General features: G+C 70.1%; 22 protein-coding genes. 16 read left to right on the forward strand and 6 right to left on the reverse strand.

Going from position 1 to position 24,913, the window contains the following annotated elements:
• Nucleotides 1-15: 15 nt before the first annotated feature.
• Complete coding sequence (locus BLW00_RS02125) at nt 16-3,834, forward strand: SCO7613 C-terminal domain-containing membrane protein (protein ID WP_092548488.1); 3,819 nt, start codon at nt 16-18, stop codon at nt 3,832-3,834.
• An 89-nt stretch (nt 3,835-3,923) separates the two neighbouring features.
• Here the strand turns inward: BLW00_RS02125 and BLW00_RS02130 are convergent, their stop codons facing one another.
• Nucleotides 3,924-5,414: an HNH endonuclease signature motif containing protein gene (locus BLW00_RS02130; RefSeq protein WP_092548491.1), complete on the reverse strand. Its 1,491-nt coding sequence runs from the start codon at nt 5,412-5,414 to the stop codon at nt 3,924-3,926.
• 97 nt (nt 5,415-5,511) lie between these two features.
• Between BLW00_RS02130 and BLW00_RS02135 the strand changes: the two genes are divergently transcribed.
• Nucleotides 5,512-6,414 (forward strand): class I SAM-dependent methyltransferase, encoded by a 903-nt coding sequence (locus tag BLW00_RS02135; protein WP_245741208.1) that lies wholly within the window; start codon nt 5,512-5,514, stop codon nt 6,412-6,414.
• 11 nt (nt 6,415-6,425) lie between these two features.
• On the opposite strand, the gene BLW00_RS02140 is transcribed toward BLW00_RS02135, so the two are convergent.
• A complete protein-coding gene (locus BLW00_RS02140; protein ID WP_245741210.1) occupies nt 6,426-7,070 on the reverse strand; it encodes an SRPBCC domain-containing protein in 645 nt (214 codons plus the stop codon).
• Between the two features lie 150 nt (nt 7,071-7,220).
• On the opposite strand from BLW00_RS02140, the gene BLW00_RS02145 reads away from it, so the two are divergent.
• The 11 genes from BLW00_RS02145 to BLW00_RS02195 all read left to right on the forward strand — a co-directional run bounded on the left by BLW00_RS02145 (nt 7,221) and on the right by BLW00_RS02195 (nt 18,129).
• The gene (locus BLW00_RS02145) at nt 7,221-8,096 is read left to right on the forward strand and encodes a MurR/RpiR family transcriptional regulator (RefSeq protein ID WP_092551834.1); all 876 of its coding nucleotides are present in this window, start codon (nt 7,221-7,223) and stop codon (nt 8,094-8,096) included.
• A 79-nt stretch (nt 8,097-8,175) separates the two neighbouring features.
• Nucleotides 8,176-10,344, forward strand: a complete 2,169-nt coding sequence (locus BLW00_RS02150) for an outer membrane protein assembly factor BamB family protein (protein WP_217634267.1) — start codon at nt 8,176-8,178, stop codon at nt 10,342-10,344.
• Nucleotides 10,341-11,354 (forward strand): carbohydrate ABC transporter permease, encoded by a 1,014-nt coding sequence (locus tag BLW00_RS02155; protein WP_245741211.1) that lies wholly within the window; start codon nt 10,341-10,343, stop codon nt 11,352-11,354. The genes BLW00_RS02150 and BLW00_RS02155 overlap by 4 nt, the downstream gene beginning before the upstream one ends.
• Nucleotides 11,351-12,172, forward strand: a complete 822-nt coding sequence (locus BLW00_RS02160; RefSeq protein ID WP_245741212.1) for a carbohydrate ABC transporter permease — start codon at nt 11,351-11,353, stop codon at nt 12,170-12,172. The genes BLW00_RS02155 and BLW00_RS02160 overlap by 4 nt, the downstream gene beginning before the upstream one ends.
• 63 nt (nt 12,173-12,235) lie before the next feature.
• The gene (locus BLW00_RS02165; protein WP_092548500.1) at nt 12,236-13,531 is read left to right on the forward strand and encodes an extracellular solute-binding protein; all 1,296 of its coding nucleotides are present in this window, start codon (nt 12,236-12,238) and stop codon (nt 13,529-13,531) included.
• 4 nt (nt 13,532-13,535) lie between these two features.
• Nucleotides 13,536-14,633 (forward strand): ABC transporter ATP-binding protein, encoded by a 1,098-nt coding sequence (locus tag BLW00_RS02170; protein WP_092548503.1) that lies wholly within the window; start codon nt 13,536-13,538, stop codon nt 14,631-14,633.
• Nucleotides 14,630-15,286, forward strand: a complete 657-nt coding sequence (locus tag BLW00_RS02175; RefSeq protein ID WP_092548506.1) for an HAD family hydrolase — start codon at nt 14,630-14,632, stop codon at nt 15,284-15,286. Before BLW00_RS02170 ends, BLW00_RS02175 begins: the two co-directional genes overlap by 4 nt.
• 27 nt (nt 15,287-15,313) lie before the next feature.
• Complete coding sequence (locus BLW00_RS02180) at nt 15,314-16,234, forward strand: aldo/keto reductase (RefSeq protein ID WP_175494097.1); 921 nt, start codon at nt 15,314-15,316, stop codon at nt 16,232-16,234.
• A gap of 96 nt (nt 16,235-16,330) precedes the next feature.
• Nucleotides 16,331-16,510 (forward strand): hypothetical protein, encoded by a 180-nt coding sequence (locus BLW00_RS02185; protein ID WP_092548512.1) that lies wholly within the window; start codon nt 16,331-16,333, stop codon nt 16,508-16,510.
• Between the two features lie 58 nt (nt 16,511-16,568).
• Nucleotides 16,569-16,811, forward strand: coding sequence for an Asp23/Gls24 family envelope stress response protein (locus BLW00_RS02190; RefSeq protein WP_322788324.1), 243 nt, complete (start codon nt 16,569-16,571; stop codon nt 16,809-16,811).
• Nucleotides 16,812-16,956: 145 nt separating this feature from the next.
• Nucleotides 16,957-18,129 carry a bactofilin family protein gene (locus BLW00_RS02195; RefSeq protein WP_092548515.1) on the forward strand — a complete coding sequence of 391 codons (1,173 nt, stop codon included), beginning with the start codon at nt 16,957-16,959 and terminating at the stop codon, nt 18,127-18,129.
• A gap of 85 nt (nt 18,130-18,214) precedes the next feature.
• On the opposite strand, the gene BLW00_RS02200 is transcribed toward BLW00_RS02195, so the two are convergent.
• Nucleotides 18,215-19,138 carry a S1C family serine protease gene (locus BLW00_RS02200; RefSeq protein ID WP_092548518.1) on the reverse strand — a complete coding sequence of 308 codons (924 nt, stop codon included), beginning with the start codon at nt 19,136-19,138 and terminating at the stop codon, nt 18,215-18,217.
• Nucleotides 19,139-19,430: 292 nt separating this feature from the next.
• Here BLW00_RS02200 and BLW00_RS02205 point away from each other — a divergent pair, with 292 nt between their 5' ends.
• Nucleotides 19,431-19,706, forward strand: a complete 276-nt coding sequence (locus BLW00_RS02205) for a hypothetical protein (protein ID WP_092548521.1) — start codon at nt 19,431-19,433, stop codon at nt 19,704-19,706.
• Nucleotides 19,707-19,742: 36 nt separating this feature from the next.
• Here BLW00_RS02205 and BLW00_RS02210 read toward each other — a convergent pair whose 3' ends face one another.
• A complete protein-coding gene (locus BLW00_RS02210; protein WP_092548525.1) occupies nt 19,743-21,338 on the reverse strand; it encodes an ABC-F family ATP-binding cassette domain-containing protein in 1,596 nt (531 codons plus the stop codon).
• 161 nt (nt 21,339-21,499) lie between these two features.
• Between BLW00_RS02210 and BLW00_RS02215 the strand changes: the two genes are divergently transcribed.
• Together BLW00_RS02215 and BLW00_RS02220 are read left to right on the forward strand one after the other, a co-directional pair.
• On the forward strand, nt 21,500-22,168 hold the full coding sequence (locus BLW00_RS02215; RefSeq protein ID WP_092548528.1) for a hypothetical protein: 669 nt from the start codon (nt 21,500-21,502) through the stop codon (nt 22,166-22,168).
• A gap of 37 nt (nt 22,169-22,205) precedes the next feature.
• The gene (locus BLW00_RS02220) at nt 22,206-22,817 is read left to right on the forward strand and encodes a PRC-barrel domain-containing protein (RefSeq protein ID WP_092548531.1); all 612 of its coding nucleotides are present in this window, start codon (nt 22,206-22,208) and stop codon (nt 22,815-22,817) included.
• Here BLW00_RS02220 and BLW00_RS02225 read toward each other — a convergent pair.
• Together BLW00_RS02225 and BLW00_RS02230 are read right to left on the reverse strand one after the other, a co-directional pair.
• Nucleotides 22,810-24,093 (reverse strand): acyltransferase family protein, encoded by a 1,284-nt coding sequence (locus tag BLW00_RS02225; RefSeq protein WP_092548534.1) that lies wholly within the window; start codon nt 24,091-24,093, stop codon nt 22,810-22,812. The genes BLW00_RS02220 and BLW00_RS02225 overlap by 8 nt on opposite strands.
• 147 nt (nt 24,094-24,240) lie before the next feature.
• Nucleotides 24,241-24,912, reverse strand: coding sequence for a response regulator (locus tag BLW00_RS02230; protein WP_092548538.1), 672 nt, complete (start codon nt 24,910-24,912; stop codon nt 24,241-24,243).
• Nucleotide 24,913 lies beyond the last annotated feature (1 nt).

Consider the following 24,913-nt stretch of genomic DNA (forward strand, 5'->3'; position numbering starts at 1 on the left):
TCTAGACTGACGCTCATGTCGAAGAACTGGACCGAAGCCACGACGGCGTACCTCAACGGGTTCGACACGTGTCCACGGTGCGACAGCCATGCTTTCGCCTACGGAATGTGCGCCGACTGCCGAGCGGATTTCCGGGGCCCGGTGGGCGCAGAGGTACGGCAGGCATCCGCTCGGGCCGCCTTCGCCCTGGAGCTGCGCCAGCAGATCGTCGACCGCGTGCCCGTGCTCGACGAAGCGGCGGTCGCCGCGGCGCCGGCCTGGGCGGCGCCCGGCGGGGTCGAAGCAGCGGATGTTCCGCTCGCTGCGTCGCTCGGCGGCAGTTACGTGACGGTGGCCCGCGCGCCCGCGCCCGAATTGCCCGCCGCGCCGTTCGACGCTCGTCCCCCAGCGCCCACTGCTCCTCCCAGCACCGGCGGCGAACTGCAGATCAGCGTTCAGTCGGTGCTGGCGGTCGCCGGCGCCGGCCTCGTGGCCGTGGCCGCCATCGTCTTCACCTTCTTCAACCCCGAGCTCTCGGATGTCACGCTCCGCAGCACCATCGTGGGCGCGGTGACGCTGCTCTTCCTCGGCGGAGCAGTGCTCCTCGCGCGGCGACGCCTCACCTTCTCGGCCGAGGCGGTGGGTGCGCTGGCGATGGTGTTCGTCGTGCTCGACATCTGGGCGCTCTCGCAGGTCGCGGTCGGCGATGCCGCGACCTGGGCGGTGGTCGGCGCGGGAACGCTGGTGAGTTCGGCCGCGATGATCGCCGTCGCCGCGGCCGTCCGCGTGCGCACCTGGCTGTGGCTGGGCCTGGTCGGCGTCTCCGTCTCGCCGGCGATGTTCGCCCACGCCTTCGACGACCGGTGGATCGACGTCGCGGGCAACGTCGCCGTGGGCTTCGTGGCCGTCGCCCTGGTTCCCCTCATCCGCGTTCTGACCGTTCGCTACGCCAGTCCGCTGCGCGCCGACCTCACGACGTCGACGGTTCTGCGCATCCTGGTGACGACGATCGTGCTGGTGCGGATGTTCGCCCTCGTCACCGAGGACGGCCCGCCCAGCGCCCTCGGGAGCGCGGCCGTTCTCGCGTCGCTCGCGCTGCTCGCCGCTCTAAGCGCCCGGTTCGGACAGGCGCGCTTCTGGAGCTTCATGACCGGCGCCTGCGCCGTGGTGGCAGCACTGCTGCTCCCGATCGCGCTTCCAGATGTTCTGCCGATCGAGGCCGCTGCGCTCCTGGCGCTGGTGCCGCTGGCGTCGGTGCTCGGTGCGCTCGCCATCTCGCGTGTGCGTGCCCGGGGCATCGTCACCGGCACTCTGCAGGGTGGCGCATGGACCGTCGTCGTCGCGGCCACCGTGCCGGCCACGGTCGTCGCCGCAGCCCAGCTGGTGGCCGTTTCGCTGCGCATCCTTCCGGCCGACCTCGGGCTCGGGGCGGTGCTCGGCATCGTCGCGTCGCTCGCGGGCGTCTCGATCGCGTTCTCCCGATCCCCCGCTGCGCTCGGACGTGCGTTGTTCGTGACGGCCCTGTGGGCCGGGGTGCTCGCGGTGCTGTCGTTCGCGACGTGGACCGCCTTCGATCCCTTTGCTCAGACCGCGGTCGCCATCGCAGCCGCACTCGCCACCAGCGCCGCCATGCTCGTGCTCGGCCGGCGAACGACGGTTCGCGCCATCCGCGTCCCCTTCCTCGTGCTCGCCCCTGCCTCCCTGGCCCTCGCGGCCCTCATCTCGTGGTTGTCTCCGGACATCACGGTGCCGGCGGGCGTCGTTATCGTCGCCGCGGTGGCTGTCGTGTCGCGGATCGCGCCGGCACGGTTCCGCGCGGCACACGTGGTCGCCGGTTTCGCCTACGCGCTGGCCGTCTTCGCGCGAGCCCTGGATCTCGGCGGCCTCGACGTCATCCCGATCCTCTGCCTCACCACGAGCCTCGCCTCGCTCTGCGCCCTGGCCGCGACACTCGTGCGGAGGGTGGCGGCCGGCGCCTGGTATGCCGTTCTCGGTGTCACGGCAGTGCCGTTCCTGCTCGGCATCGTGTCGGTGCTGCTGGTGCGCAGCGGCTGGACGGCCCTCTCCACCGCCGTCACCTTCGCCCTGGCCCTCACACTGGTGCTCACTCGGCGCCCGGGCCTCAATCGCTGGGTCAGAGCGACCGCCGGCGGCCTGCTGGTGCCGGCCCTGGCCGTCATCGTGATCTGTCTGGGTGCGCAGGTGCTCGAGATCAGCGCCTCGCCCGTGACCCTTCCGGTGATCGCGGTGATCGTGGCGGCCGCGTTCCCCCTCACACCGATCCTGACCGCGCGACTCGCGCGCCGCATCCGGGAGACGGATGCGCGCGCCGTGCGTCTCTTCGTGGAGGTGTCGACATATGTCACCGGAGCGCTCGCCGTTCTGCTCGCTCTGGTGCGTTCGGCTGCCGGTCTCGGCACCACGCTGCTGGTGCTCCTCGTGCTCGGGCTCGGCGCGGCAGCAGCGGGTGCTCTCACACGGCGGCGCCTGCCATGGGCCGTCGCCGCGGCGAGCTTCACCGGGGCGCTCTGGAGCTCGTGGGGACTCGTCGGGGTCGATGTTCCGGAGGCATACGTCTTGCCGCCGGCACTCGGAGCTGTGGTGCTCGGAATCGTGTTCACACGCCGCGGGCTCGGCGCGGGCCGCTGGTTCTCCGGGGTGGGGCTGACGTTCGCGGTGGTTCCGGCGCTGGGGTTGCTCGCCGTGTTCGGGCCGTCGACATCGGGCACGGCCATTCCCTGGCGCACGGCCGCGCTCGCCGCAGCCGCCGTGGTGCTTCTCGTCGTCGCCGGGAGGGGACGGATGCGCAGGCCCGCGTCGGTCGCGCTCGCCTCGGTTCGCCCTGCGACCACCGTGCTCGCGGTGGTGGCCGCGGCGGGGCCGGTCGTGCAGGCCGTGCGCCTCGGACTCGGACTCGACGAGCTGCCGTTCGCCGGACCCTCGCCCGACCAGGTGGCCGTGATGGTGCCGGTTCTCGTGCTGTCGGCGGTGGGATTCGGGTTCGCGATGATCGGTGGCCGGTTCCTGGCCCTCACCCCGTCGGGCACGCTGGCGGAGGGATCGGTGACGGCGACGACGACGAGCGAGCCTCCGCCGGAGCGCGACGGCGACGCTCGCGCATCCGAGCGGTTCACCCGGGTGGGAGTGATGCGAGTGGCCTTCGTGCCGGCCGCGGTGTACGCCGTGGCCGGGCCGATCTGCGCGGTCGACGGCGGGTGGGTCGCCATCGTGACGCTCTGGCTGCTCACCACGGGGCTGCTGATCACGATGCTCCTCACCGCGCGGCGGGGGCTCAGCCGTCCGGTCGCCGCGCCCCCGGTGTGGTTGCTGTTCGCGCTCGCCTGGGTGACGGCGGTGGCCGGATGGAGCGCTCGCGAGCTGCGGGTCGAGGCGTTCTCGCTGCCCCTCGGCCTCGCCCTCACAATGGCCGGCGTGCTGGCGATGCGATCTGCCGGAACGCCTGTGCGGCCGACCTTCACCACGTGGCCGGTGGGGTTCGCGGGCTCGTGGCGGCTGCTCACGCCGGGTCTCGTGGTCACCCTTCTGCCGTCGATGCTGGCGACCGCGACCGATCCGCTCACCTGGCGCGCCATCCTGGTGATCGCGCTAGCGCTCGCCGCGATCCTGTTGGGTTCGCTGTTCAAGCTCGGAGCCCCCTTCATCCTCGGCATCCTCGTGCTGCCGATCGAGAACGCCATCGTCTTCGTGGTGCAGATCGGCCGTTCGATCGGCGCGGCGCCGTGGTGGATGACCTTGGCAACCGCGGGGGCGGTGCTTCTGCTCATCGCGGTGACCTCGGAGCGCCGCGCCGGTGCGGCGCGAGGCATGGGGGCGCGCCTGCGCGATCTGAAGTGAACCGGCCGCGGTTGCGGCACGGCGCGCTGCATCGACGCCCCGGCGATGCTCTCCGACGTCGTGGAGGCGGCCGATGGAGCTCGGCAGGCCTAGGCGCCCGGCGGTGCATTGCTTCGGCGCGCGGGCGTCGCTCCCTGGGAGCGCGCGAGAGTGGTTCGACGCCTGGTGGTGGGGATGGGCCTCTGCTCGGGATCGCACCGGCGCGGCGGGATCACGTGCGGCACTCCGGCGCGCATCACCAACGCCCAGGTCGCGGAATGCAGGTGAGCGTGGTGGAAATGGCAGAGCAGCACACCGTTGCCGATGTCGGTGCGCCCAGGGGCGTGCGCGGGGGAACGCCACTCCTCGACGTGGTGGGATTCGCACCACGATGGCGGCCGGTCGCAGCCCGGCCACACGCATCCGCCGTCTCGGGCCGCGAGCGCCCGGTTCTGCGCGGGAGTGAACAGACGACGGGTCTTGCCGTGATGCAGCACTTCGCCGTGATCGCCGAACAGGGTCGCCACGGTCGGGGCGTGGCAGCGCAGCCGCTCGACGACTCCGAGCGGAACGGGTTCGTCGATGCCGTCGATCCACGCGCGCCCCTGCCCGGACTCCAGGTCGGCCAACGACACGTGCACATTCACGGTGGTCGTGGCGCCGGCCAGGTGCGGCATCTCGGGCGCGCCGGCCGCGCGGGCGATCAGCTCGGTCACCGCATCGGCGAGGCGCTGTGGCCCCGTGCGGGTGTCGGCGGTGAGTTGAGCCGAGACGTAGTCGTCTTCTGACCGGAAGCGGGGCTGCACCCGTGGACTCAGGATGGCCTGAGTCGCGTTCACCCACAACGCGCCTTGCTCCGGGGTGAGCGCGAGACGACCGCGGAACATCCCATCCGCCGAACGGGTCAGTGTCAGCGACCTCAGCTGCTGGTGCCGCTCGTCGCGCGGGGCCGCGCCATCCGGGTCGAGAAGCTCCCGCACCCGGATGGCGAGTCGCGCGACATCGTCGACACCCAGCACGACGGCCCCCGCCCCGCGACCCAGCATCGTGAGCTCATGTACCGCGCCTTCCGGCCCGGCGAACCCACCGCCCACGACATCGCTCTCCCCCGCGTCGCGGCCGGCACCATCCGAGCCGGAGCGTCCGACCGCCGCGTCGACCAGCGCGCGTTCGGCCTCCGCGATCGAGGCCTCGGCCACACCCCTCTCGGCGAGAACGATGCACTCCCGCGTGATGACGGAGGCCGCCTCCACCGGCAGCAACCCGGCAGCCAGCGCGGCGGTCACGGCAGGAAACGGCTCCGGCCCGGGGAGACCGCCCAAGAGCTCCGCGGCCCGCAATCGTCGACCGAGGTCGAGCCTCGACTTGGCCTCGCGCGACGAGACCCCTGTCACCTCCGCCAGCAGCTTCACCGGCGACACGAAGTTCTCCGAACGGCTCAGCCCTTCGTCGCCCAACGAGGAGCGAGAGCGATGCCCGATCTCCCCCGCCACGGCCACCCGCTCGGCGTCGATGAGGCGCCCTGCCCGCTCGATCTCGGCCGCGCGCGCCAGCAGCCCTGCGTCATCCAGGGAGGTGAGGAGAGGGGCGGTCGAGGTCATGGGAACAGTCAAACAGAAGCCACTGACATTCCCTCACCTTCGGTTGTCAGCCCTTCCGCCCGCATCGGGCGCGAGATATCCTGATCGGCTGCCCGACGTGAATCCGCCCCCGACGGCGGCAGAACGGATCGCCGTGAACCACTACCTCGACACGAACCGCGCCAACTGGAACGACCGCGCTTCCGCCCACGCCACCCGCGTCGGCGGCCTCGGCTACGACATCCAGAGGTACATCGACGACCCGGCGCTGCTCTCCGACGTCGCGCGCTTCGACCGCGAGCGCCTCGGCGACATCGCGGGCCTGCGCGCCGTGCACCTGCAGTGCCACATCGGCACCGACACGCTCTCGCTCGCCCGGCTCGGCGCCCGCGTCACGGGGCTCGACTTCTCACCCGTCGCCGTCGCCGAGGCTCGCGCGCTGGTGCGCGACGCGAGCGCAGGTTCCGGCGCCGGCACCGACATCCGCGCCGGCACCGTCGACTTCCTCGAGTCCGACGTCTACGACGCGGCATCCGTGCTCGAACCCGCATCCTTCGACCTCGTTTACACCGGCATCGGCGCGCTCTGCTGGCTGCCCCGCATCGACACCTGGGCACAGGTCGTGGCAAGGCTGCTGAAGCCGGGCGGGCGGCTGTTCATCCGCGAAGGTCACCCCATCCTCTGGACCATGGATGAGACCGAGAGCGACGACCTGCACCTCCGCTTCTCCTATTTCGAACAGGCCGAACCGCTCGAGTGGGACGACGACAGCTCCTACGTCGCCACCGACCGACCCCTCACGGCCACGAAGACGTACGAGTGGAACCACGGCCTCGGCGAGATCGTGACCGCTCTGCTCGACGCCGGCCTCGTGCTCACGATGCTCGTCGAACACGACAGCGTGCCCTGGGAGGCACTTCCCGGGCAGATGGTGCAGCGGCCCGACGGCGAGTACGCACTCGGCGCGCGAGCCGGGGTCGCGCCGTTGTCGTACACGATCCAGGCGGTGAAACCGGCGTAGCGCCCGCCGGCCTACAGGCCCTCCGCGACCTGCTTGATCGCGGCCAGGCGGCGATCCCACTCCACCCCGAGCGCCTCCAGCCGCCGCGCCGTCGCATCGAGCGACGCCCCCACCACGCGATAGCGCACCTCGCGCCCCACCCGCACCGGTTCCACGAGGCCCACCTCCTGCAGCACCGCGAGGTGCTTGGCGATCGCCTGACGCGACACGGGCAGCAGCCCAGCGAGGGCCGACGCCGAAGCATCGCCCTCGCCGTCCCACCCACCGCGGTGCCTCTCGAGATCGGCCGATGGATCGGAGGTGGTCTCGAATCCGGTCTCCACCACCGTGAGCCGCGTGCCATCCGGCAGCGGTTCGAGGGTGAAGGTGAAGACCGTCGAGTGCGCCTCGTCGATCTCGGTGGGCACCGGCTCGCCGAGGCACGGGTTGCACCAGCGGCAGGAAACCAGTCGGGGAGCATCGATCGCCTCGATGCGCACGGGGACCGCATCCCGTTCCGGCCACGTGATGGTGCCGAGCGCGCCCACTGATGCGGACGCACCGCCGACCGCTCCGTCGAACGACGTGGCCCCGAACCAGTGCGAGATCTGTTCGGGTTCCGTGACGGCCGCCCACACCTTCTCGATCGGGGCTGCGATGAGGATCGTGCGCCGCACGGTGAAGTCGCTCTCGTCGACGACGGATGCGGGGTAAGACCAGGACGGCCCATGAAAACGGATTTCACCGATCGGCAGTCCATGAAATCGCTATTCAGCGTTCACCTTCCGGAGCCGAGACCGTAACGTTCGCTCCCTAACGTCGTGTTCATGACCGACACCGCCGCACCGAGCAGCACCCGGGCCACCGTGCACATCCTCGAACGGATGCGCGCCGGGCTCACCGCGCTGAGCCCGGCCGAGCGCCGGGTCGCGGATGCCGTGCTGCGCGATCCGCTCGCCGTCATCCATCTCTCCGTCAGCGAACTCGCTGCTGCCGCCGAGACCTCGCCCGCCACCGTCGTGCGGCTCTGCGCCAGTCTGGGATTGCGCGGCTACCAGGAGCTGAAGATCACGCTGGCGAGCGAGTCGATCCCCCACGACCGGCGCGTGCTCGGCGAGATCACGCCAGGCGACGGCGCCCACGAGATCACCCACAAAGTGATGGAGGCCACGGCCCGCGCCCTCAGCGAGGCATCCCGCTCGGTCGACACCTCCGTGCTCGACGAGATCGCGCGCACGGTGCTCACCGCGCGCCGGGTGCAGTTCGGAGCGGTCGGCACCTCCGCTCCGCTGGCCCTCGATGCTGCCTACCGCCTGGTGACCCTGGGCATCGACGCGAGCTTCGCGTCCGATGTGCACATGCAGCACGTGACGGCACGGATGCTGCGCCCCGGCGACGTCTTCTTCGCCATCAGTCACACCGGCTCCACCTTCGAGACCCTCTCGGCGGCGCGGGCCGCGAAAGCGTCCGGCGCCACGACGGTGTCGCTCACCAGCTTCTCCCGCTCCCCACTCACCGAGACCACCGACCTCAACCTCGTGGTCGGCAGCGCCGAGACGGCCTACCGGGTCGAAGCGATGGCCAGTCGCATCGTGCACCTCGCGGTGCTCGACGCCTTGTTCGTCACCCTGTCGGTGCAGAGCGCCGCCAGCGCCCACCACCTCGCCATGACCGAAGACGTGCTGATCGAGCACCGCCTCTGAACCCCTGCCCACCCGGGCAGCCGATCCGTCACCCCCTCACCCACCCCGGTTCGCTTCACCCTGCCTGAAAGGATTCGTCGTGCACGGAATCATCGTCCACACCGCTGGAGAGCCCGCCGTCGGCATCTCCGTCACCAACGGCCGCGCGGTCACGAAGACCGACGAGACCGGCCGCTTCGCGCTGCCCGACGAGGGCCGCTTCGTGGTCATCACACGCCCGACCGGCTTCACCGCCTCGCCCTGGTGGCTACCCGCACCCGGTGGCAGCGACGGCACCGCCGAGATCGGCCTCCGCTTCGAACTCGTGCCCGAAACGCAGACGCTGCCCTACCGCTTCCTGCACCTCACCGACACCCACATGACGGTGCCGCGGAGCGACGAGGAGACCGACGAACTCGCCTTCGGCCTCTACCGCGAAGGCAGTCTGCCGGGTCAGATCACCGACTTTCTCCGTAGCCTTCCCGAACGGGCCCCGGATGCGCAAGCCGTGTTCATCACGGGCGACCTGGTCGATCACGGGCTGGCCGAGGAATACGAGGCCTACCTCGAGGCACTCACCGCCAGCCCCGTTCCGGTGCACGTCATCCCCGGCAACCACGACCACATGAACGGCCACCACGGCAGTCTGATCAGCCGCAACGACTACCTCACGAACACGGGCACTCCCGAGCTCTACGAGAAGTACCTCGGCCCCCGCTGGTACAGCTTCGACGTGGCGGGCCTGCACGTCGTGACCCTCGACTGGCACACCCACGAACTCGGCCTCGACCACGAGGAGCAGAACGCGTGGGTGAAGGCCGATCTCGCTCAGCTGCCGTTCGGCAGCCCGTGGATCCTGCTCTTCCACGACCAGCCGAACTTCTCCATCGTCGACGAGCTGCCCTGGCAGCCCGTCGCCGCCTTCTCCGGGCATTGGCACACCTCCCGGGTGGTGCAGGTGGGCGACACCCTGCACGTGAACAGCCCCACCACCTTCTTCGCCAGCCTCGACTACAGCCCCCCGGCGTTCCGCACGGTGACCTGGGACGGCGAGAACATCACCCTGCAGACCGAGACCCTCCTCACCGTGGCCGAACCGGATGCCCTGGGCGACGTGTCGAGGTCGACGTTCGCGGCCTCATCGAGCCCGTCGGCGCATCCGTCGATCGTGTGGCGTTCCGAACTGGCCGGCGCCGGCCACCGCCAGCCCGTGTCGATCGACGCCGGCGTGGTCTTCGCCGGCGGCCAGGTCGAAGACCGCGCCGCCGGGTCGGTGGAGGCGCTCGACCTCGCCACCGGCGAACTGCTCTGGCGCACCGCGACGGGCTCGGCCGTGAAGACCACCCCCGCCCCCGCGGAAGACGTGGTGATCGCCGCCGAGGTCAGCGGCGACGTGAGCGCCTTCGACCGCACCACCGGAGCCCTCGTCTGGAAGGTGCCGTCGAGCGATCCGCTGCGCCGCTTCGCCTGGGGCGCCCCGACCGTTGCCGGAGGCCTCGTCTACCTCGGCGACCAGTCCGACCTCCGCGCCATCGACGTCGCGACCGGAGACGTGGTGTGGCGCCGCACCGACCTCTCGCCGCACCACAACCTGGTGAACCACTCCGCGCCGCTCGTGATCGACGGCTCGCTGCTGGTGATGGGGTTCTGGCCGACACCGGCGCATCCGATCGGTCTCGACGCTCTCACCGGCGAGTCGGTGTGGGCGACCGCCGAGCTGAACCGCGACGACCCCTTCGCTGCTCTGAAGCGCCTGCTCATCATGGGCACGGCCGCCTACGACTCCTCGAACGACTCGGTGCTCATGCCCGCGTTCGGGCACACCACCCGCGTCGACCGTGCCACTGGCGAGACCGTGTGGGTGAGCGCCCACGAGGGCGGGTTCAGTCCGGCCACCCCGGTGGTGACCGAGGAAGGCATCGTCGTGACCGTCACGGGGCACGGCATCCGGATGCTCGACCGCGAGACCGGCGAGACCGTCTGGGATCGGCGGATCGACGGCGAAGCGCCGTTCCCGATGGCGTCGTACACGAAGACGCCGCACCCGGTCATCGCGGCGCCGGCCGTGGTCGAAGGCGCCGACCGGCGCGAGCTGCTGCTGCCCGGTCTCGACGGCGTCGTGCGGAGGATCTCCCTCGACGGCTCGGTGATCGGATCGGCGCAACTCGCCTCACCGTTCGCGGCGACCCTGGTCGACGCGGGCGACCTGGTGATCGCGGTCGGGACCGACGGCAACGTCGTCGCCCTCGACCGCGCGGTGGCGTCGTGACCGCCCTCGGCACGGAGAACGCGAACTCCTCGGTGACCCCGGGAGAGTCCCCCGCCGACATGGAGATCGCCGCCCCCGCGGCCGTTCCCGTCGAATCGTCGACCGACGCCCTCCGCGCCGACCGCGCCTCGGGAACCCGGCGCGAGCTCGGTCGCTCGAACCTCGTGCCGATCCTCTTCCTCGTGCCCGCCGGCATCGGCATCCTGCTCTTCGTGCTGCTGCCCGCCGTGCTCTCGCTGGTGGCCAGCTTCTTCACGGTGCCTCTCGCCGGCGGTCCGTGGACCTGGGTGGGCCTGGCGAACTTCGAACGCGTGCTCACCGATCCCGCCGTGCTCAAGGCGATCGGCAACACGCTCGTGTACTCGGCCATCACCATCGTGCCGAGCCTCGCCATCGGTCTCGCCCTGGCGCTGCTCGCGAACTCGGTCGGGCGCGGCCGGCCGTTCGTGCGCACGGCCCTGTTCCTCCCGATGACCGCGAACCTCGTGGCCATGGCCGTCGTGTTCCGCTGGCTCTTCGCCTTCCAAGGCGGCTTCGTGAACCAGCTGCTCGGCGTCGCCGGCATCGGCGCGGTCAACTGGCTCGGCGACACGAACACGTCACTGCTCACGGTGGCCCTCGTCGGCATCTGGCGCAGCGCATCGTTCAGCATGATGATCTTCTTCGCCGGGCTCGCGACCGTGCCGGGAACCATCCACGAGGCCACCAAGGCCGAGGGCATCCGCGGTTTCACGAAGCTCACCCGCATCACGCTGCCGATCATGAAGCCCACCGTCGTCTTCGCGACGGTGCTCGCCATCCTCAGCTCGGTGCAGGTGTTCGACACCGTGAACGTGATGACGCAGGGCGGGCCACAGGGCTCCACCGAGACGGTGCTCACCATGAGCTGGAAACTCGGCTTCAGCTACTTCGACCTCGGCGCCGCCTCCGCCCTCTCGTTCCTGCTGCTCGTGGTGCTCGTGGGAATCGGGTTGCTGCAGCGGCGCATCCTCTCGGGAGGCCACAAGTGATCCGCGCGCTCCGCGCCGTGAAATGGCTGCTCATCGCCGTGGCCGTCGTCGTCGCCCTCTTCCCCTTCTACTGGATGCTGCGCACCGCGCTCGCCCCCGCCGACGACGTGTTCTTCGACGGCATCTCCCTCGTGCCCACGAGCATCGACTTCGCGAACTTCGCCCGGGCCTGGGACAAGGCGCAGCTCGGCGACGCGATCGTGACCGGCGTCATCATGACCGGGTCGATCCTCGTGCTGCAGCTGATCACCTGCATCCCGGCGGCGTACGTGCTGGCGAAGGTGCGCATCCGGGGCGTCGGCATCGCGCTGGCCATCGTGATCGGATGCCTGCTCGTGCCCGTGCAGGTGACGTTGATCCCCACGTTCATCGGCATCAACGTGGCCGGACTCGGCGATTCGCTGCCGGGCCTCATCCTGCCGTCGATGACGAGCGCGTTCGGCATCTTCCTGCTGCGGCAGCAGATGATGTCGATCCCCGATTCCCTGATGGAGGCGGCGCGCACCGACGGTCTCGGGCACGTCCGCACCCTCACGAACGTCGTCATCCCGATGGCCGGCCCCGGAATCGCCGCGTTCAGTGTGTTCTCGGTGTTCACGCACTGGAACGACTACATGTGGCCGCTGCTCATCGCCCGGAGCCCCGACCTGGCCACCCCGCCGCTCGCACTCGCCATCTTCCAACAGGGCGACATCGGCTTCGACTACTCAGCGCTCGCCGCCGGTGCCGCGATCGTCACCGCGCCCGTCGTCATCCTCTTCCTCGTCGCGCAGCGCCGCTTCGTGCAGGGCATGAGCGGCGCCGAGATCCCCGGCTGAGCCCTCCGTTCCTTCCTTCCCCATCACCCCGCCACCTCCCACCCCTCTGTAAGGAGAAATCCCATGCCCCTGAAACGACTCCCCCTCGCCATCGGTGCCCTCGCGGCATCCGCGGCCCTGCTCTCCGGATGCGCCGCGAGCGCCGGCGCCGACCCCTCGGCCTCCGTCGCCACCGACATCGCCAGCTGCGACCCGGCGGCCGCCCCCATCACCGTGACCTTCGGCCCGCAGGCCTCCGAGGCCATGGCGATCGCGGTCGCGAACCTCGAGAAGAAGTACCCGGGCCTCGTCGTCAACGCCGAGCCCCAGAGCACCACGAGCTACGACGATCTCACCAAGACCATCGTCGCCGACATCGCCGTGGGCAAGCGGCCCGACCTCATCATGAGCGGGCTCGGGCAGCTGAAGTTCTGGGTCGACACCTACCAGCCGGCACCGATCGACACCGCCGCCCTCGCCTCCACCTACCAGTCGCAGTTCCTCAGCGCGGGCACCGTCGACGGCACGGTCTACCTCGCCCCCGCCCAGATCTCGGCGCCGGTTCTGCTGGTGAACCAGAGCATTCTCGACCAGGCGGGAGCGGGCGACGCGTCCGACATCCACACCTTCGACGACCTGGTCGCCGCGGCGAAGACGGTCACCGAGAAGACCGGGCAGCCCTCGGTCACCATCCCCGCGCAGGGCCTCGCCGACTGGTACAGCCAGGCCTTCGTGCAGGGGTCGGGCGAGACCTTCGTGAACGCCGACGGCACCGCAGGCTTCGGCACCGACAAGGGCATCGAGGCGCTCTCGATCTGGTCGACCCTCAAGAACGACGGCCTCGAGATGGGCCTCGGCGACCAGGATGCGCTCGCCCAGTTCATCGGCGGCAAGGCGGCCTTCATGGTCTACACGACCTCGGTCATCGCCTCCGTGCAGAAGGGCGTCAACGGCGCCTTCGACTGGATGCCCGTCGACCTGCCGAGTGTCGGCGGCGAAGGCGGCCCGCTGCCCGCGGGCGGCAACGGCTGGATCGTGCTGAGCGACGACGGCTGCCGCGCGGCCTTCGCCAACGCCCTCGTCTCCGAGCTGCTCTCGCCCGACGCGGTGAGCGGCGCCAGCGGAACCTCCTACAGCTACATCCCCGTCGACTCCTCCGCCGGCGAGGCGCTGCTCGCGAGCTCCGCCGCCACCCCGCAGCTCACCTACGCCTGGAGCTACGACAAGCCGCTCAGCCCCTGGGGCGGCTTCGCCGGCGCGCACGTCGCCGAGGTGAACGACGCCTTCCGTCAGATGGGTCAGGCCCTGCAGTCGGGAGCCGACGCGAAGACCACCGTCGACCAGGCCGTCACCACCATCGACCAGATCGTGGCGAAGTAGCGTCATGACCCGCGTCGATCTGACGGCCATCAGCAAGAGCTTCGGCTCGGTGAAAGCCCTCGACGGCATCGACCTGACGGTCGAGGATGGCGAGAACGTCGCCATCCTCGGCCCGTCGGGGTCGGGCAAGTCGACCCTGCTCCGCGTGATCGCAGGGCTCGAAGAGCCGGATGCCGGTGACGTCGCCTTCGACGGCGTCTCGCAGTCCGGCATCCCGCCGCACAAGCGCGACGCCGCCATCGTGTTCCAGCACTTCGCGCTCTACCCGCATCTCTCTTCGCTCGAGAACATCACCCTCGGGCTCCGGCACGGGCTCGGCCTGCCGAAGAAGGAGGCCGAGCAGCGCGCCCACGAGATCGCCGGGCGCATGCAGGTCGAACATCTGCTCGGGCGCAAGCCCAAGGAGATGTCGGGCGGCCAGCGCCAGCGCATCGCCCTGGCCCGGGCTCTGGCCCGTCGCAGCGGCATCGTGCTGCTCGACGAGCCGCTCTCGGGGCTGGATGCGCAGCTGCACGCGGTGCTGCGCCTCGAGATCGCGTCGCTCCTGCGTTCGGTCGGGGCGACGGGCATCAACGTCACCCACGACCAGCTCGACGCGATGGCCATGGCCGATCGGATCGCCGTGATCCACGAGGGTCGCATCGAGCAGCTCGGCACGCCGGATGAGCTGTACGCGGTGCCCGGGACGCTGTTCGTGGCGTCGTTCATCGGATCGCCTCCGATGAACCTGCTCGCCGTCGACGCCGACTCGGGCACCTGCGCATTCGGGCGGATCGGCGCTCCCGGCCCGGTCACGCTCGGGGTGCGCGCGGAGCACCTCGCCTTGGGCAGCGTGGCGGCGCATCCGTCGGCCTGGTCGATCTCGGGCACGGTCGGGCTCGTCGAGCCGACCGGCAAGGACCGAGTGGTGCAGCTCGTCACGGATGAAGGGTTGCCGATCGCGTTCCGCTGCGAGATCACCGACACTCCGGTGCCGGGCTCGCGCGTCACCGTGGTCTGCGATCCGGCATCGGTGCACGCCTACTCGCCGGTGACCGGGCTTCGGCTCGGCGACGCGGTGAGTGAGGGCATCCGTGTCTCCGAAGCGGCGGGGGTGCGATGACGCAGGAGCTCCCGGGGGTCGTCGCGAGCGCGGACACCACGCTGACGGATGCGATGGTGTTGTTCGACTGGAACGGGACGGTGGTGCTCGACGCTGACCGGGCTCGGGCGTCGCTGAACAGGGTGCTCGGAACCCGTCGGCTGGGAGAACTCGCGCAGGCCGAGTTCACCGAGCGCTTCCGGCTCCCGATGGCCGAGATGTTCGGCGAGCTGGGAGTGGCCGAGGCCGAACTGTCGAGGGCCGAGGAGGAGTGGAACACGGCGATGCGCCAGTCGACCACGAGCCTCCGCGCGGGGTCGGAGGGATGTCTCGCGGCGCTGTCGGCAGGCGGCGCGTGGCTCGGCGTGGTGTCGGCAGCGGCGGCGGAAGCCGTGCGCTTCGACCAGCACTCGCTCGGGGTCGACCACGTGTGGGATTCGGTCGAGGCGCCGGTGGCCGACAAGCTCAGCGTGTTGCAGCGGCATCGTGGGCGGCGACGCCGGGCGTTCTACGTCGGCGACACCCCGTACGACATGCGCTGCGCGAGGGCGGCGGGCTTCGTCGCCGTGGGGGTGACGGGCGGATACGCGGCCACCTCCGCCTTGGCCGATGCGGGCGCCGACCACCTCATCGTCTCACTCGAGGAGCTGCTGCCGATCGTCGCGGCATCCTGAGTCATCCGGAGGAGGTATAACGGGTCTGTGAGTCTTCGCTTCTTCCTCGGCACCGCCTCCTTCCAGACCACCGACACCTTCCCGGCACTCGACGCCTACTTCGACGCGGGGGGCCGCGACATCGACACGGCTCGGGTGTACGGGAGGAGCGAGGAGGTCATCGGGGCGTGGATGACCGAGCGCGGCAACGTGGGCGAGCTGCGACTGCTCACCAAGGGCGGGCATCCCGACACCACCACCTGGGCCTCGCGGCTCTCGCGCGCCGAGGTGCTCTCGGATGCGCGCACGAGCGTCGACCTGCTCGGCGTGGATCGGGTCGACAGTTACCTCCTGCACCGCGACGAGCCGTCGCGGCCGGTCGACGACATCGCCGAGACCCTGACCGCCCTCGTCGCCGACGGCATCACCGCCCGGGTCGGCGTCTCGAACTGGAGTGCCCCGCGGGTGGCGGCTCTGGTCGAGGCGCTCGGGCGGATCGATGGGCCCTCGATCACCTGGGTGAGCAACTACTTCGGCCTCGCGGCGGCCGCCGGCGAGCCGGAGTTCTCGGGCGTGGAGACCACCGGGCCCGATCTGTTCGCCCTCGCGCACGAGCTCGACCTCACATTGCTGGCTTGGAGCCCTCAATCGAGCGGATACTTCGCCGGTCGCGACGACGCCGGCGCAGGCTCGTTCCACACGGCGGAGAACCGCCGGCGCCGCGAAGTACTCGATCAGGTCGCGCGGGAGCACTCGGTGTCGCCGGTCGCGCTGCTCGCGCGCTGGCTGGTGACCACCGACTCCCGGTTGGTGCCGGTGCTCGGCAGCACCCGCCCGGCGCATCTAGCAGAACTGATCGCGGCCACCTCAGCGGTGTCGCTCGACCCCGCTGTCGCGACCCTCGAGGCCGAGCTCGGGGCGGCCACCCGCGACCCGGGCGCCTGGACGGAGGCGGGCACGGCCGCCTGACCTCGGGCCATCGAACAGGTCTCGGAGGACGTTGGTCCCGTTCTCGATCTCCCGAGCGCCATAGCCTCACTTCTACCAGCGAAGAAGGGAGTCGTCATGACTGCAGGAGAGAACATCAAGAAGGGCGCCGAGAACACCAAGAACGTCACCGACAAGGTGGTGGACGCCGTCGAAGAGAAGGTCAACCAGGTCACGGACGCGGTCGAAGGCGCCTTCCACAAGGCCGGCGACAAGATTCACGCAGCAGCGAGCCAGGACACGCCGCACCAGAAGTAGCTCGCGAAGGTTCGTCGAGCAGCCGGTCCCCGGCGAGAGGAACGAAGGAGTTTCCAGCATGGCGAATACAGCAGCCGCACCGCTCGTCGTCTCCAGCACCGAGACGACGCACGGGAAGACGGTCATCACCGAGAACGTCGTGTCGACGATCGCGGGCATCGCCGCACGCGATGTGAAGGGCGTGCATGCCCTCGGCGGTGGTGCCGCGCGGATGCTCGGTGCCATCATCGTGGTCGACGACGTCTACATCCTGTCGATCGACGACGGGAGCGATCACGAGGGCCAGGCGCGAGTCAAGTGATCTCGTCGGCGGATCATCGACCGGTGCGGACAGTCGGACGAGCTCCGCGCCCCCTGCGCACGCCCGGGACCTTCGTCCCTTCCGACCATAGGCGTCGTCGGCCCAGACTGAGGCGAAAGCTCATCGACCAGGAGGGAACACCGAGATGACTCATCGGACCATTGCCGGCCGGGCTGTCGGCGCAGCCCTCACCATCGGCATCCTGAGTCTCGTCGTCGGCGCGGGGGCCGGCGCAGCCGAGGCCGCACCGACCGCCTCGCTTGTGCCGTCGACGCAGGTCAGGGCCGATGACACGCGCGGCCCGCAGTTCTACGCGGGCTCGATCATCGACGTCTCCGGCACCGTCGACGGCGACGTCTACGCGGCCGGACAGAGCGTCACCATCAGCGGCGACGTCGACGGCGACGTGATCGCAGCGGCGCAGTCCATCACCATCACCGGCACTGTCGACGGCGACGTCCGACTCGCCGCGCAGACCATCACCGTCAGCGGCGAGGTGGCACGCAGCGCCACCCTCTTCGCCTCCGACGTGAACATCACGAGCACGGGCTCCATCGGCAGGGACGTCGTGGGGGCGGCCGCCACCACCACGATCACGGGCGACATCGGCCGGGACGTTCAGCTCAGCGTCGGTCGGCTCACGGTCGATGGAACGATCGGCGGCGATCTGACCTACACCAGCGACAACGAAGCGCAGATCAGCGAGGGCGCCGTCACCGGCTCGGTCGAGCGCATCCAGCCGACCAGGGCGTCGGATGTCGAGGTCTCGCCCTGGGTCGCGATCGTGAGCTGGTTCTTCGGACTGCTGTACGCACTGGTGGCCCTGAGCATCATCACCGTTCTGGCGGGCCTTCTGATGCCCCGTTGGCTGCACCGGGTCACGGATCATCTCGTGCCCTCGCCGTGGAAGGCGCTCCTGGTGGGCTTCATCGCCAGCATCGCCGTGCCGATCGCCCTGTTCTTCCTGCTCGTGACGATCGTCGGCGCTCCCCTCGCGCTCGCCGGCCTGCTCGTGTGGACGGTGCTCACCATGGCGTCGTTCGTCTACGGGGCGTATTACATCGGGCGCCTGCTCTTCCGTGGCCGGGCGCACCCGGTGATCGAATCCCTGGTGGGTGGCGTGATCCTCATCATCGCCCTGCAGATCCCGTGGCTGAACATCGTCGTGTGGTTGGCGATGGTCTTCTTCGGAGTCGGTGCGCAACTTCTCGAGTTCAGCGGCCAGCGGCCGTGGAGCACGAAGCCACCGACACCGACACCGACACCGGCACCGGTGGTCGACCAGCCGCGCAGCGACATCCCGGCGCCCACCGTCTGACGGGGCGGCGCCAACGAGTCAAGGCGGAACGTCGTCCTCGGACGAGGTGCGGGCGGCGCCGGGGCACGCGGGGCGGCCGGGCGCGTCAGCGCAGCGACAGCTCCGTGGGCTGCAGGATGACGTCGACGAGGGCGCCGTTGCGCCACACCGTCATCTCGATCAGGCGGTCGATCGCGTTCTCGACCATGAGGCGCTGCACGGCGGTCGCGCTCACGATCTTCTTGCCGTCGAGCGAGATGACGATGTCGCCGCGGCGGATGCCGGCGAGCGCGGCCGGGCTGTCGGCGACGACGGTCGCGACCTGCATTCCCTTCGCCGCGCCCACTTTCGCGGCGACCTCGGCGGGAAGCTGGATCTGCACTCCCGCGATACCGAGCCACGCACGACGCACACGGCCGAAGGCGATGAGCGAGTCGATGATCTCGCGGGTGGTGGAGTTGATCGGCACCGCGAGGCCCAGCCCGACACCGGCGACGGCGGTGTTCACGCCGACGACGGCGCCCGATCCGTCGGCCAGCACTCCTCCGCTGTTGCCGGGGTTCAACGCGGCATCCGTCTGGATGACCTCGTCGATCACGCGTCCGGCGCTCGTGGGCAGCGAACGGCCGAGGGCGGAGACGATGCCGGCGGTGACGCTTCCGGCGAGACCGAGCGGATTGCCGAGGGCGACGACGAGCTGCCCGACGCGGAGGTCGGCGGCATCGCCGAGGGTGAGCTGCGGGGGTGTGGGTCCCACGGCACGCAGCACGGCGAGGTCGGACAGCGGATCCGCCCCCACCACGTGCGCCTCCGACGAGCTCCCGTCGGCGAACGCCACCTCGAGCGCCTGGGCGCCCGCGATGACGTGCGCGCTGGTGAGCAGCAGTCCGTCGGCTCCGATGACGGATGCGCTCCCCGCGCCCGCTCCACGGCGCGTCTCGACGGAGACGCTCGCGACCGAGGGCAGCACACGTTCGGCCACGCCGATGACGGTCTCGGAGTAGGCGTCGAGCGGATCGCGGGCGTTCATGCCCCCATTCCACCTCGCTCCGCCCCCTTCCGCGCCCCGATTCGCTCAGAGCGCACCGCCGCACGATTCAATGATTTATTCTCATTATCATGACATCGCGCAATCGGACCCTTCCCGAACGACGTCAAGGTCCTCTTGACATTAACCTCCGTCAAGACTATCTTGACAGGTGAGAGTTCTGCCCAGCGCTCTCAAGCACGGAACGACTGAAGACGAGATCAGCAACGATCCACGAGTGATCCACGCGATGCCCCTCCGGCCGAAGTTTTACCACTACCTGTGAGCTGACACCATGACCACGAAGCTACACACCGCAGTCGATGAGTCGACGCGCGCAGAAGAACTGCTCGATGTCCTCGACCCGAAGGTCACACCGGCCGAAGACCCGCGGGAACTACGCCGGATCGGTCTGGCACTGCGCGCCGCCCAGGCGGCAGATACGGAATTGCGAGCCGCCGTGAGCGCAGCGCGCGCGGCCGGATACACGTGGGCCGACATCGGCCTGACCGTCGGCACCACCCGGCAAGCCGCGCAGGCCCGCTTCCGTCAGCCTCCGAGCCACCACTGAGCCTCGCCGACGCGACTCGGGCGCGCCGCCGAGACCCTAGAGGGCGCCGCTCGCCGCTCGCTCGGTGACGTGCGGGGTGCCATCGAAGACGAGCAGGCGATCGGCCAGTTTGTCGACGAAGAAGCGATCGTGCGAGACCACGAGCACCGCACCCGGGAAGTGGGTGAGAGCCCGCTCCATCACCTGCGTGCTCGTGATGTCGAGGTGGTTCGTGGGCTCGTCGAGCACGATCACGGCGGCCCCCGAGAGCAGGCATTGCGCGATGGCGACCCGCGCCCGTTGCCCGCCGGAGAGGGTGCCGATCTTCTGCTGCAGATCCGCTTCCGAGAACTGCAGCATCGCGAGGAATCGCCCCACGCTCTTCTTGGTGGCGCTGAACGCGAGCGAGTCGGGGTAGGCGTTCACGGCGTGTCCGACACTGTCGGTGAGGTCGAGCTCCGCGTAGACGCGGTTGTAGGAGACGAAGCGCACACCCTTCGCCCAGCGCACCTGGCCCGCATCCGCCTCCGTCTCGCCCGTGAGCACGTCGAGCAGGGTCGACTTGCCCGATCCGTTCGATCCGAGCACGGCCACCCGATCGCCGCGGTGCAGGCTGAAGGTGAGATCGGCGAACAGGGGCGCGCCGTCGTCGAAGCTCTTCGTGAGCTTCACCACCTCGAGCAGGTCGTTGCTCACCCGCAGGCCGCCGTAGATGTCGGTGATGATCTGGTCGATCGGCCGCGGAGCCTGGCGCTTCTTGATGTCGGCCAGCCGTCTCGCCACCGCATTCGTGGGGTTGCGCGCCGCCTCCCGCCGCGCCGCACTGGCCGCCTGCTCGTAGGCGAGCAGCTCCTCCTCGTGCGCGAACTGCCGTTCGAGCATCTTCAACCGCGACTGCTTCGCGTGCACGTAGGCCGAGTAGTCGCCCTCGTATTCCTGCAGCCGGTAGTTCTCGATCTCGACGATGCGGGTCACGACCCCGTCGAGGAACTGGCGGTCGTGCGACACCACGAGCACGGCGCCGAGGTAGCGGGCGAGCCAGTTCTCGATCCAGCGCACCCCGTCGAGGTCGAGGAAGTTCGTGGGCTCGTCGAGCAGCAGCACATCGGGCGACTGGATGAGGATCCTCGCCAGGGCGGCCCGGTTGCGCCATCCGCCCGACAACCGGTCGACCGGCAGATCGCGCCGCGACTCGTCGAAGCCGAGGCTGGTGAGCACGGTGTCGATGGTGTTCTCGTACGACCAGCCGTCGATCGCATCCATCCGCTCGAACAACTCGCCCTGTTCCACGAGGAGTGCGGTCATCGCGTCGTCGGCCATCGGGTGCGCGAGGTGCTCGCCGATGGCATCCAGCCGCGCCTGCGTCTCGTGCACCGCCGCGAAGTGGTCGCTCAGCATCTCGCGGATGCTGCGGTCGCCATCCAGCTCGGAGAACTGCGAGAAGTAGCCGATGGTGGTGCCGAGCGTCACATCGACGGTGCCGTTCGCCGGTTGCAATCGCCCCAGGATCAGTTCGAGGAAGCTCGTCTTGCCGGTGCCGTTCTTGCCGATCAACCCGATCCGGTCTCCGGCCCGCAGCTTGAGGAAGGCCTCGCGCACCACGGGTCGCCCGTCGAACTCGATGCTCACGTCGTTCAGGCGGATCAGGCTCACGGGTGTCCTCAAGGGTCGGGCGGCGGAGGGGGATGCCCGCCATCGGGCCGACGGTCAAGCCTACCCGCGCCCCGGAACACGACTTTCCGCGATGTCAAGCCGCGGCCGAAAGACGCCGACCGTCGTAGGTTCGGCAGCGACGCACAGCGAAAGGATGCATCATGACTGCCATCCCACCCGACGACCCCGCGCGCAGCGAGGCCGGTGCCGTTCCCCCCGACGACACCCGCCCGGCCGGATCAGTCCCCCTGGAAGACCGCAACACCCTCCGCCAAGACGTGGTGGAACGCGAACGCCGCGAGTTCGGCGGGTTCAAGTTCGGCTCCGCCTTCTTCGGCTGGCTCGCCGCCACCGGGCTCGCCCTCATCCTCACCGCCCTGGTCACCGCCACCGGCGTCGCCCTGGGCCTCGGTGCGACCGGTGGGAGCACGGATGCCGCCGACCTCGACCCCGATCAAGCCGCGACCATCGGCATCGCCGGCGCCATCGCCCTCGTCGTCGTGATCGTCATCGCCTACTTCTGCGGCGGCTACGTGGCCGGCCGCATGGCGCGGTTCGACGGTGTGAAGCAGGGACTGGCCGTCTGGCTCTGGGCGGTGGTGATCGCGATCGTGGTCGCAATCGTCGGCGCCGTCGCGGGCAGCCGGTTCAACATCCTCGCCACCGTGAACGGGTTCCCGCGCATCCCGGTCAACGAAGGCAGCCTCACCACGGTGGGCGTCATCACCCTCGTCGCCGCGGCTGTCGCGAGCCTCGTCGGAGCGCTGCTCGGCGGCATGGCGGGCATGCGCTTCCACCGCCGGGTCGACCGCGCCGGCCTCGGTCGCTAGCGACCGGCCACCGCACCGGTCGTCGAAAGGAGACACCATGCTTCCCGCGAACAACATCCAGAGCATCGTCGGAGCCACGCTCTACGGGCGCGACAAGGCGAAGATCGGCCGCGTCGACCAGGTTCTCGTCGACGCCGCCGACGGGCATCCGACGTGGGCAGTGCTGCACGGCGGCATCTTCGGGCGCAAGAATCTGTTCGTTCCGCTCGACGACGCCACCTGGGAGCACGACGACGTCTTCGTCGACCTCGACAAGGACGACGTGAAGAACTCGCCGCATCCGGATGCCGCGGGCGGGTTGAGCCCGGCAGAGGAGCAGGAGCTGCGGGCGTACTACGCGGGGCTGCGAGGTGGTGAAGGGCCGGTCGCTGCCGCGCCGGTGCCGGCGCCCACGCCCGCTGCCGCGGACGTGACGCAGGACGTCGCCGAGCGGGATGCTCCGGCATCCGTCGACCGGGATCGGATCGACGAGACGGATGACGGGCCCCGACACGCGGCCGACGCCGACGCTCCTGCCCCGTCGACCGCACCTGCGGCCATGCCCGAGACACCATCGGCACCGACGGCGACTGCACCGGCGCCTGCCCGTGACACCGACGACACCGACCCCGACGACACCCGCCCGGGCCCCGGCTGCATCGTCATCTAGGGCGAGCGCCGGCGAGAGCGAGCGCGCCCACGAGCATCCCGACCGCGAGGATCACGGCGGCGAGCGAGATGCCGGTCGCGAGCAGGAGCACGACCGAGCCGGAGCCGAGCACCACGGCCGACGCGATACGGGTGCGCGCCCGACGGGACGAGCCGAGGAACCTCGCCGTGCCCGTGCCCGTGCCGTTCTCGAACCGTCCGAGGCCGGCCGCGACCGGGAGCACGGCGATGCCGACGGCGAGCAGCCACAGCGGGCGAGTGACCCACCACCCCGCACTCAGCGGCTCCGGCAGCGGCACTCCGGCCGATGCGTGCAGAGCGAGCAGCCCGCCGGCGAGCGCGACGATCACCGGCATGTGCCAGAGATAGGCCGTCATGGCGCGGCTGCCGAGCGCATCCACGACGCTGCCGACGCCGGGGTGCTCGGCGATCTCGCGCAGCCGCTCTCGGAGCAGGGTGAACACCATCAGCTGCGCGACACCGAGCACGATCAGGCAGACCGTGGGCGGGTTGAGGTTCTGCAGCATGTCGACCGGATACGGCCCCGGCACCGTCAGCAGCACCAGCGCCACGACCGACCCGGCCGCGATGACGACTCGCGTGCGCACGGAGAGGGCGTCGAGGCGTCCGGCGGCGAGCCAGAATCCGAGTTGCTGGAGGGCGAGCCACACGAACAACAGGTTAAGGAAGCCGAGGGCGGTGCCATCCGTGCCGAACCGGAGCACGTCGACCGCGACCGCAGCCGTCACGAGCCCGGCGAGGCTCAGCACCGGTCGTCGGAGATGCGCCGCGACGAGCAGCGGCACGAAGGCGGAGCACAGCACGTACACGCCGAGGAACCAGAGCGGCTGACTGATACGGAATCCGGCGGTGGCGACCAGCCCGGCCGGCACGCCGGAGACGGTCATCAGCGCGAGCCCGAAGCCGACCGCGACGACCGAGACGAGTGCGGGAACGAGCAGGCGTCGCAGTCGACCCGCCACGTAGTCGCTGGCGCTGTGGCCCTGCTCGCGCATCCTCGTCCAGTGCCTGTGACTCGAGAAGCCGCCGACCAGGAAGAAGAGCGGCATGATCTGCACGACCCAGGTGACCGGCCCGAACCAGCCCTGGTTCTCGAGCGCGTTCTCCAGCAGCACCCCGTGCGGCCCGACGCTGATGCCCGCCATCGTCGAGTGCAGCCCGACGACGACGAGCAGAAGGAACGATCGCACCAGGTCGACGCTGCGGTCGCGGTGACGAACGGATGCCGGCGTGCGGATGCCGGTGATGACGGACATCGGATTCCCCTCCGCACCCCAGCCCTTCCGGGGTGCTCAGGGAGCGTAGGAACGCGGCTTCGGGCGGGACATCACCCGCGGGAGCCGTTCGCACCCCTACCGCGGTAGGGTCGGGCGGCGCGGAGCCGTAGCGGCACGATCCGCCGGTCAGCGCGCGGGCGCGACGAGACCGGTGTCGTAGGCGAGCACGACCGCCTGCACCCGGTCGCGGAGCCCGAGTTTGGTGAAGATCTTGCTCACATGGGTCTTCACGGTCTGCTCGGCGATGAACAGCTCCGCCGCGATCTCGCTGTTCGACCGGCCCCGGCCCACCAGGACGAGCACCTCCCGCTCCCGCTCGGTGAGCGCGTTGAGTTCGCTCGCGCGGCGGGCCGGCACCGGTGTCGACGCCGTGAACGTCTCGACGAGCCGCTTCATCACGCGGGGCGCGATCAGGGCGTCGCCCGACGCGACCACGCGCACGGCCTGCACGAGGTCTTCCGGAACCGCGTCTTTGAGCAGGAAACCGCTCGCGCCCGCCCGGAGGGCGTCGTGCACGTACTCGTCGATGTCGAACGTCGTCAGCACGAGCACGCGCGGCGTGTGAGGATCGCCGCGCGACGGGGTCGTGAGTTCGCGCGTGGCGTCGATGCCGTTCATCACGGGCATCCTGACATCCATCAGCACCACGTCGGGTTTGAGCGACCGACCGAGCGCGACGGCTTCTGCGCCGTCGCGCGCCTGACCGACCACACTGAGACCGTCTTGCGCGTCGAGGATCGCCGCGAACCCGGCACGCACCATCGCCTGGTCGTCGGCGATGAGGATGGTGGTGGTCACG

Source organism: Herbiconiux ginsengi (assembly GCF_900107435.1).
Lineage (GTDB): Bacteria > Actinomycetota > Actinomycetes > Actinomycetales > Microbacteriaceae > Herbiconiux > Herbiconiux ginsengi.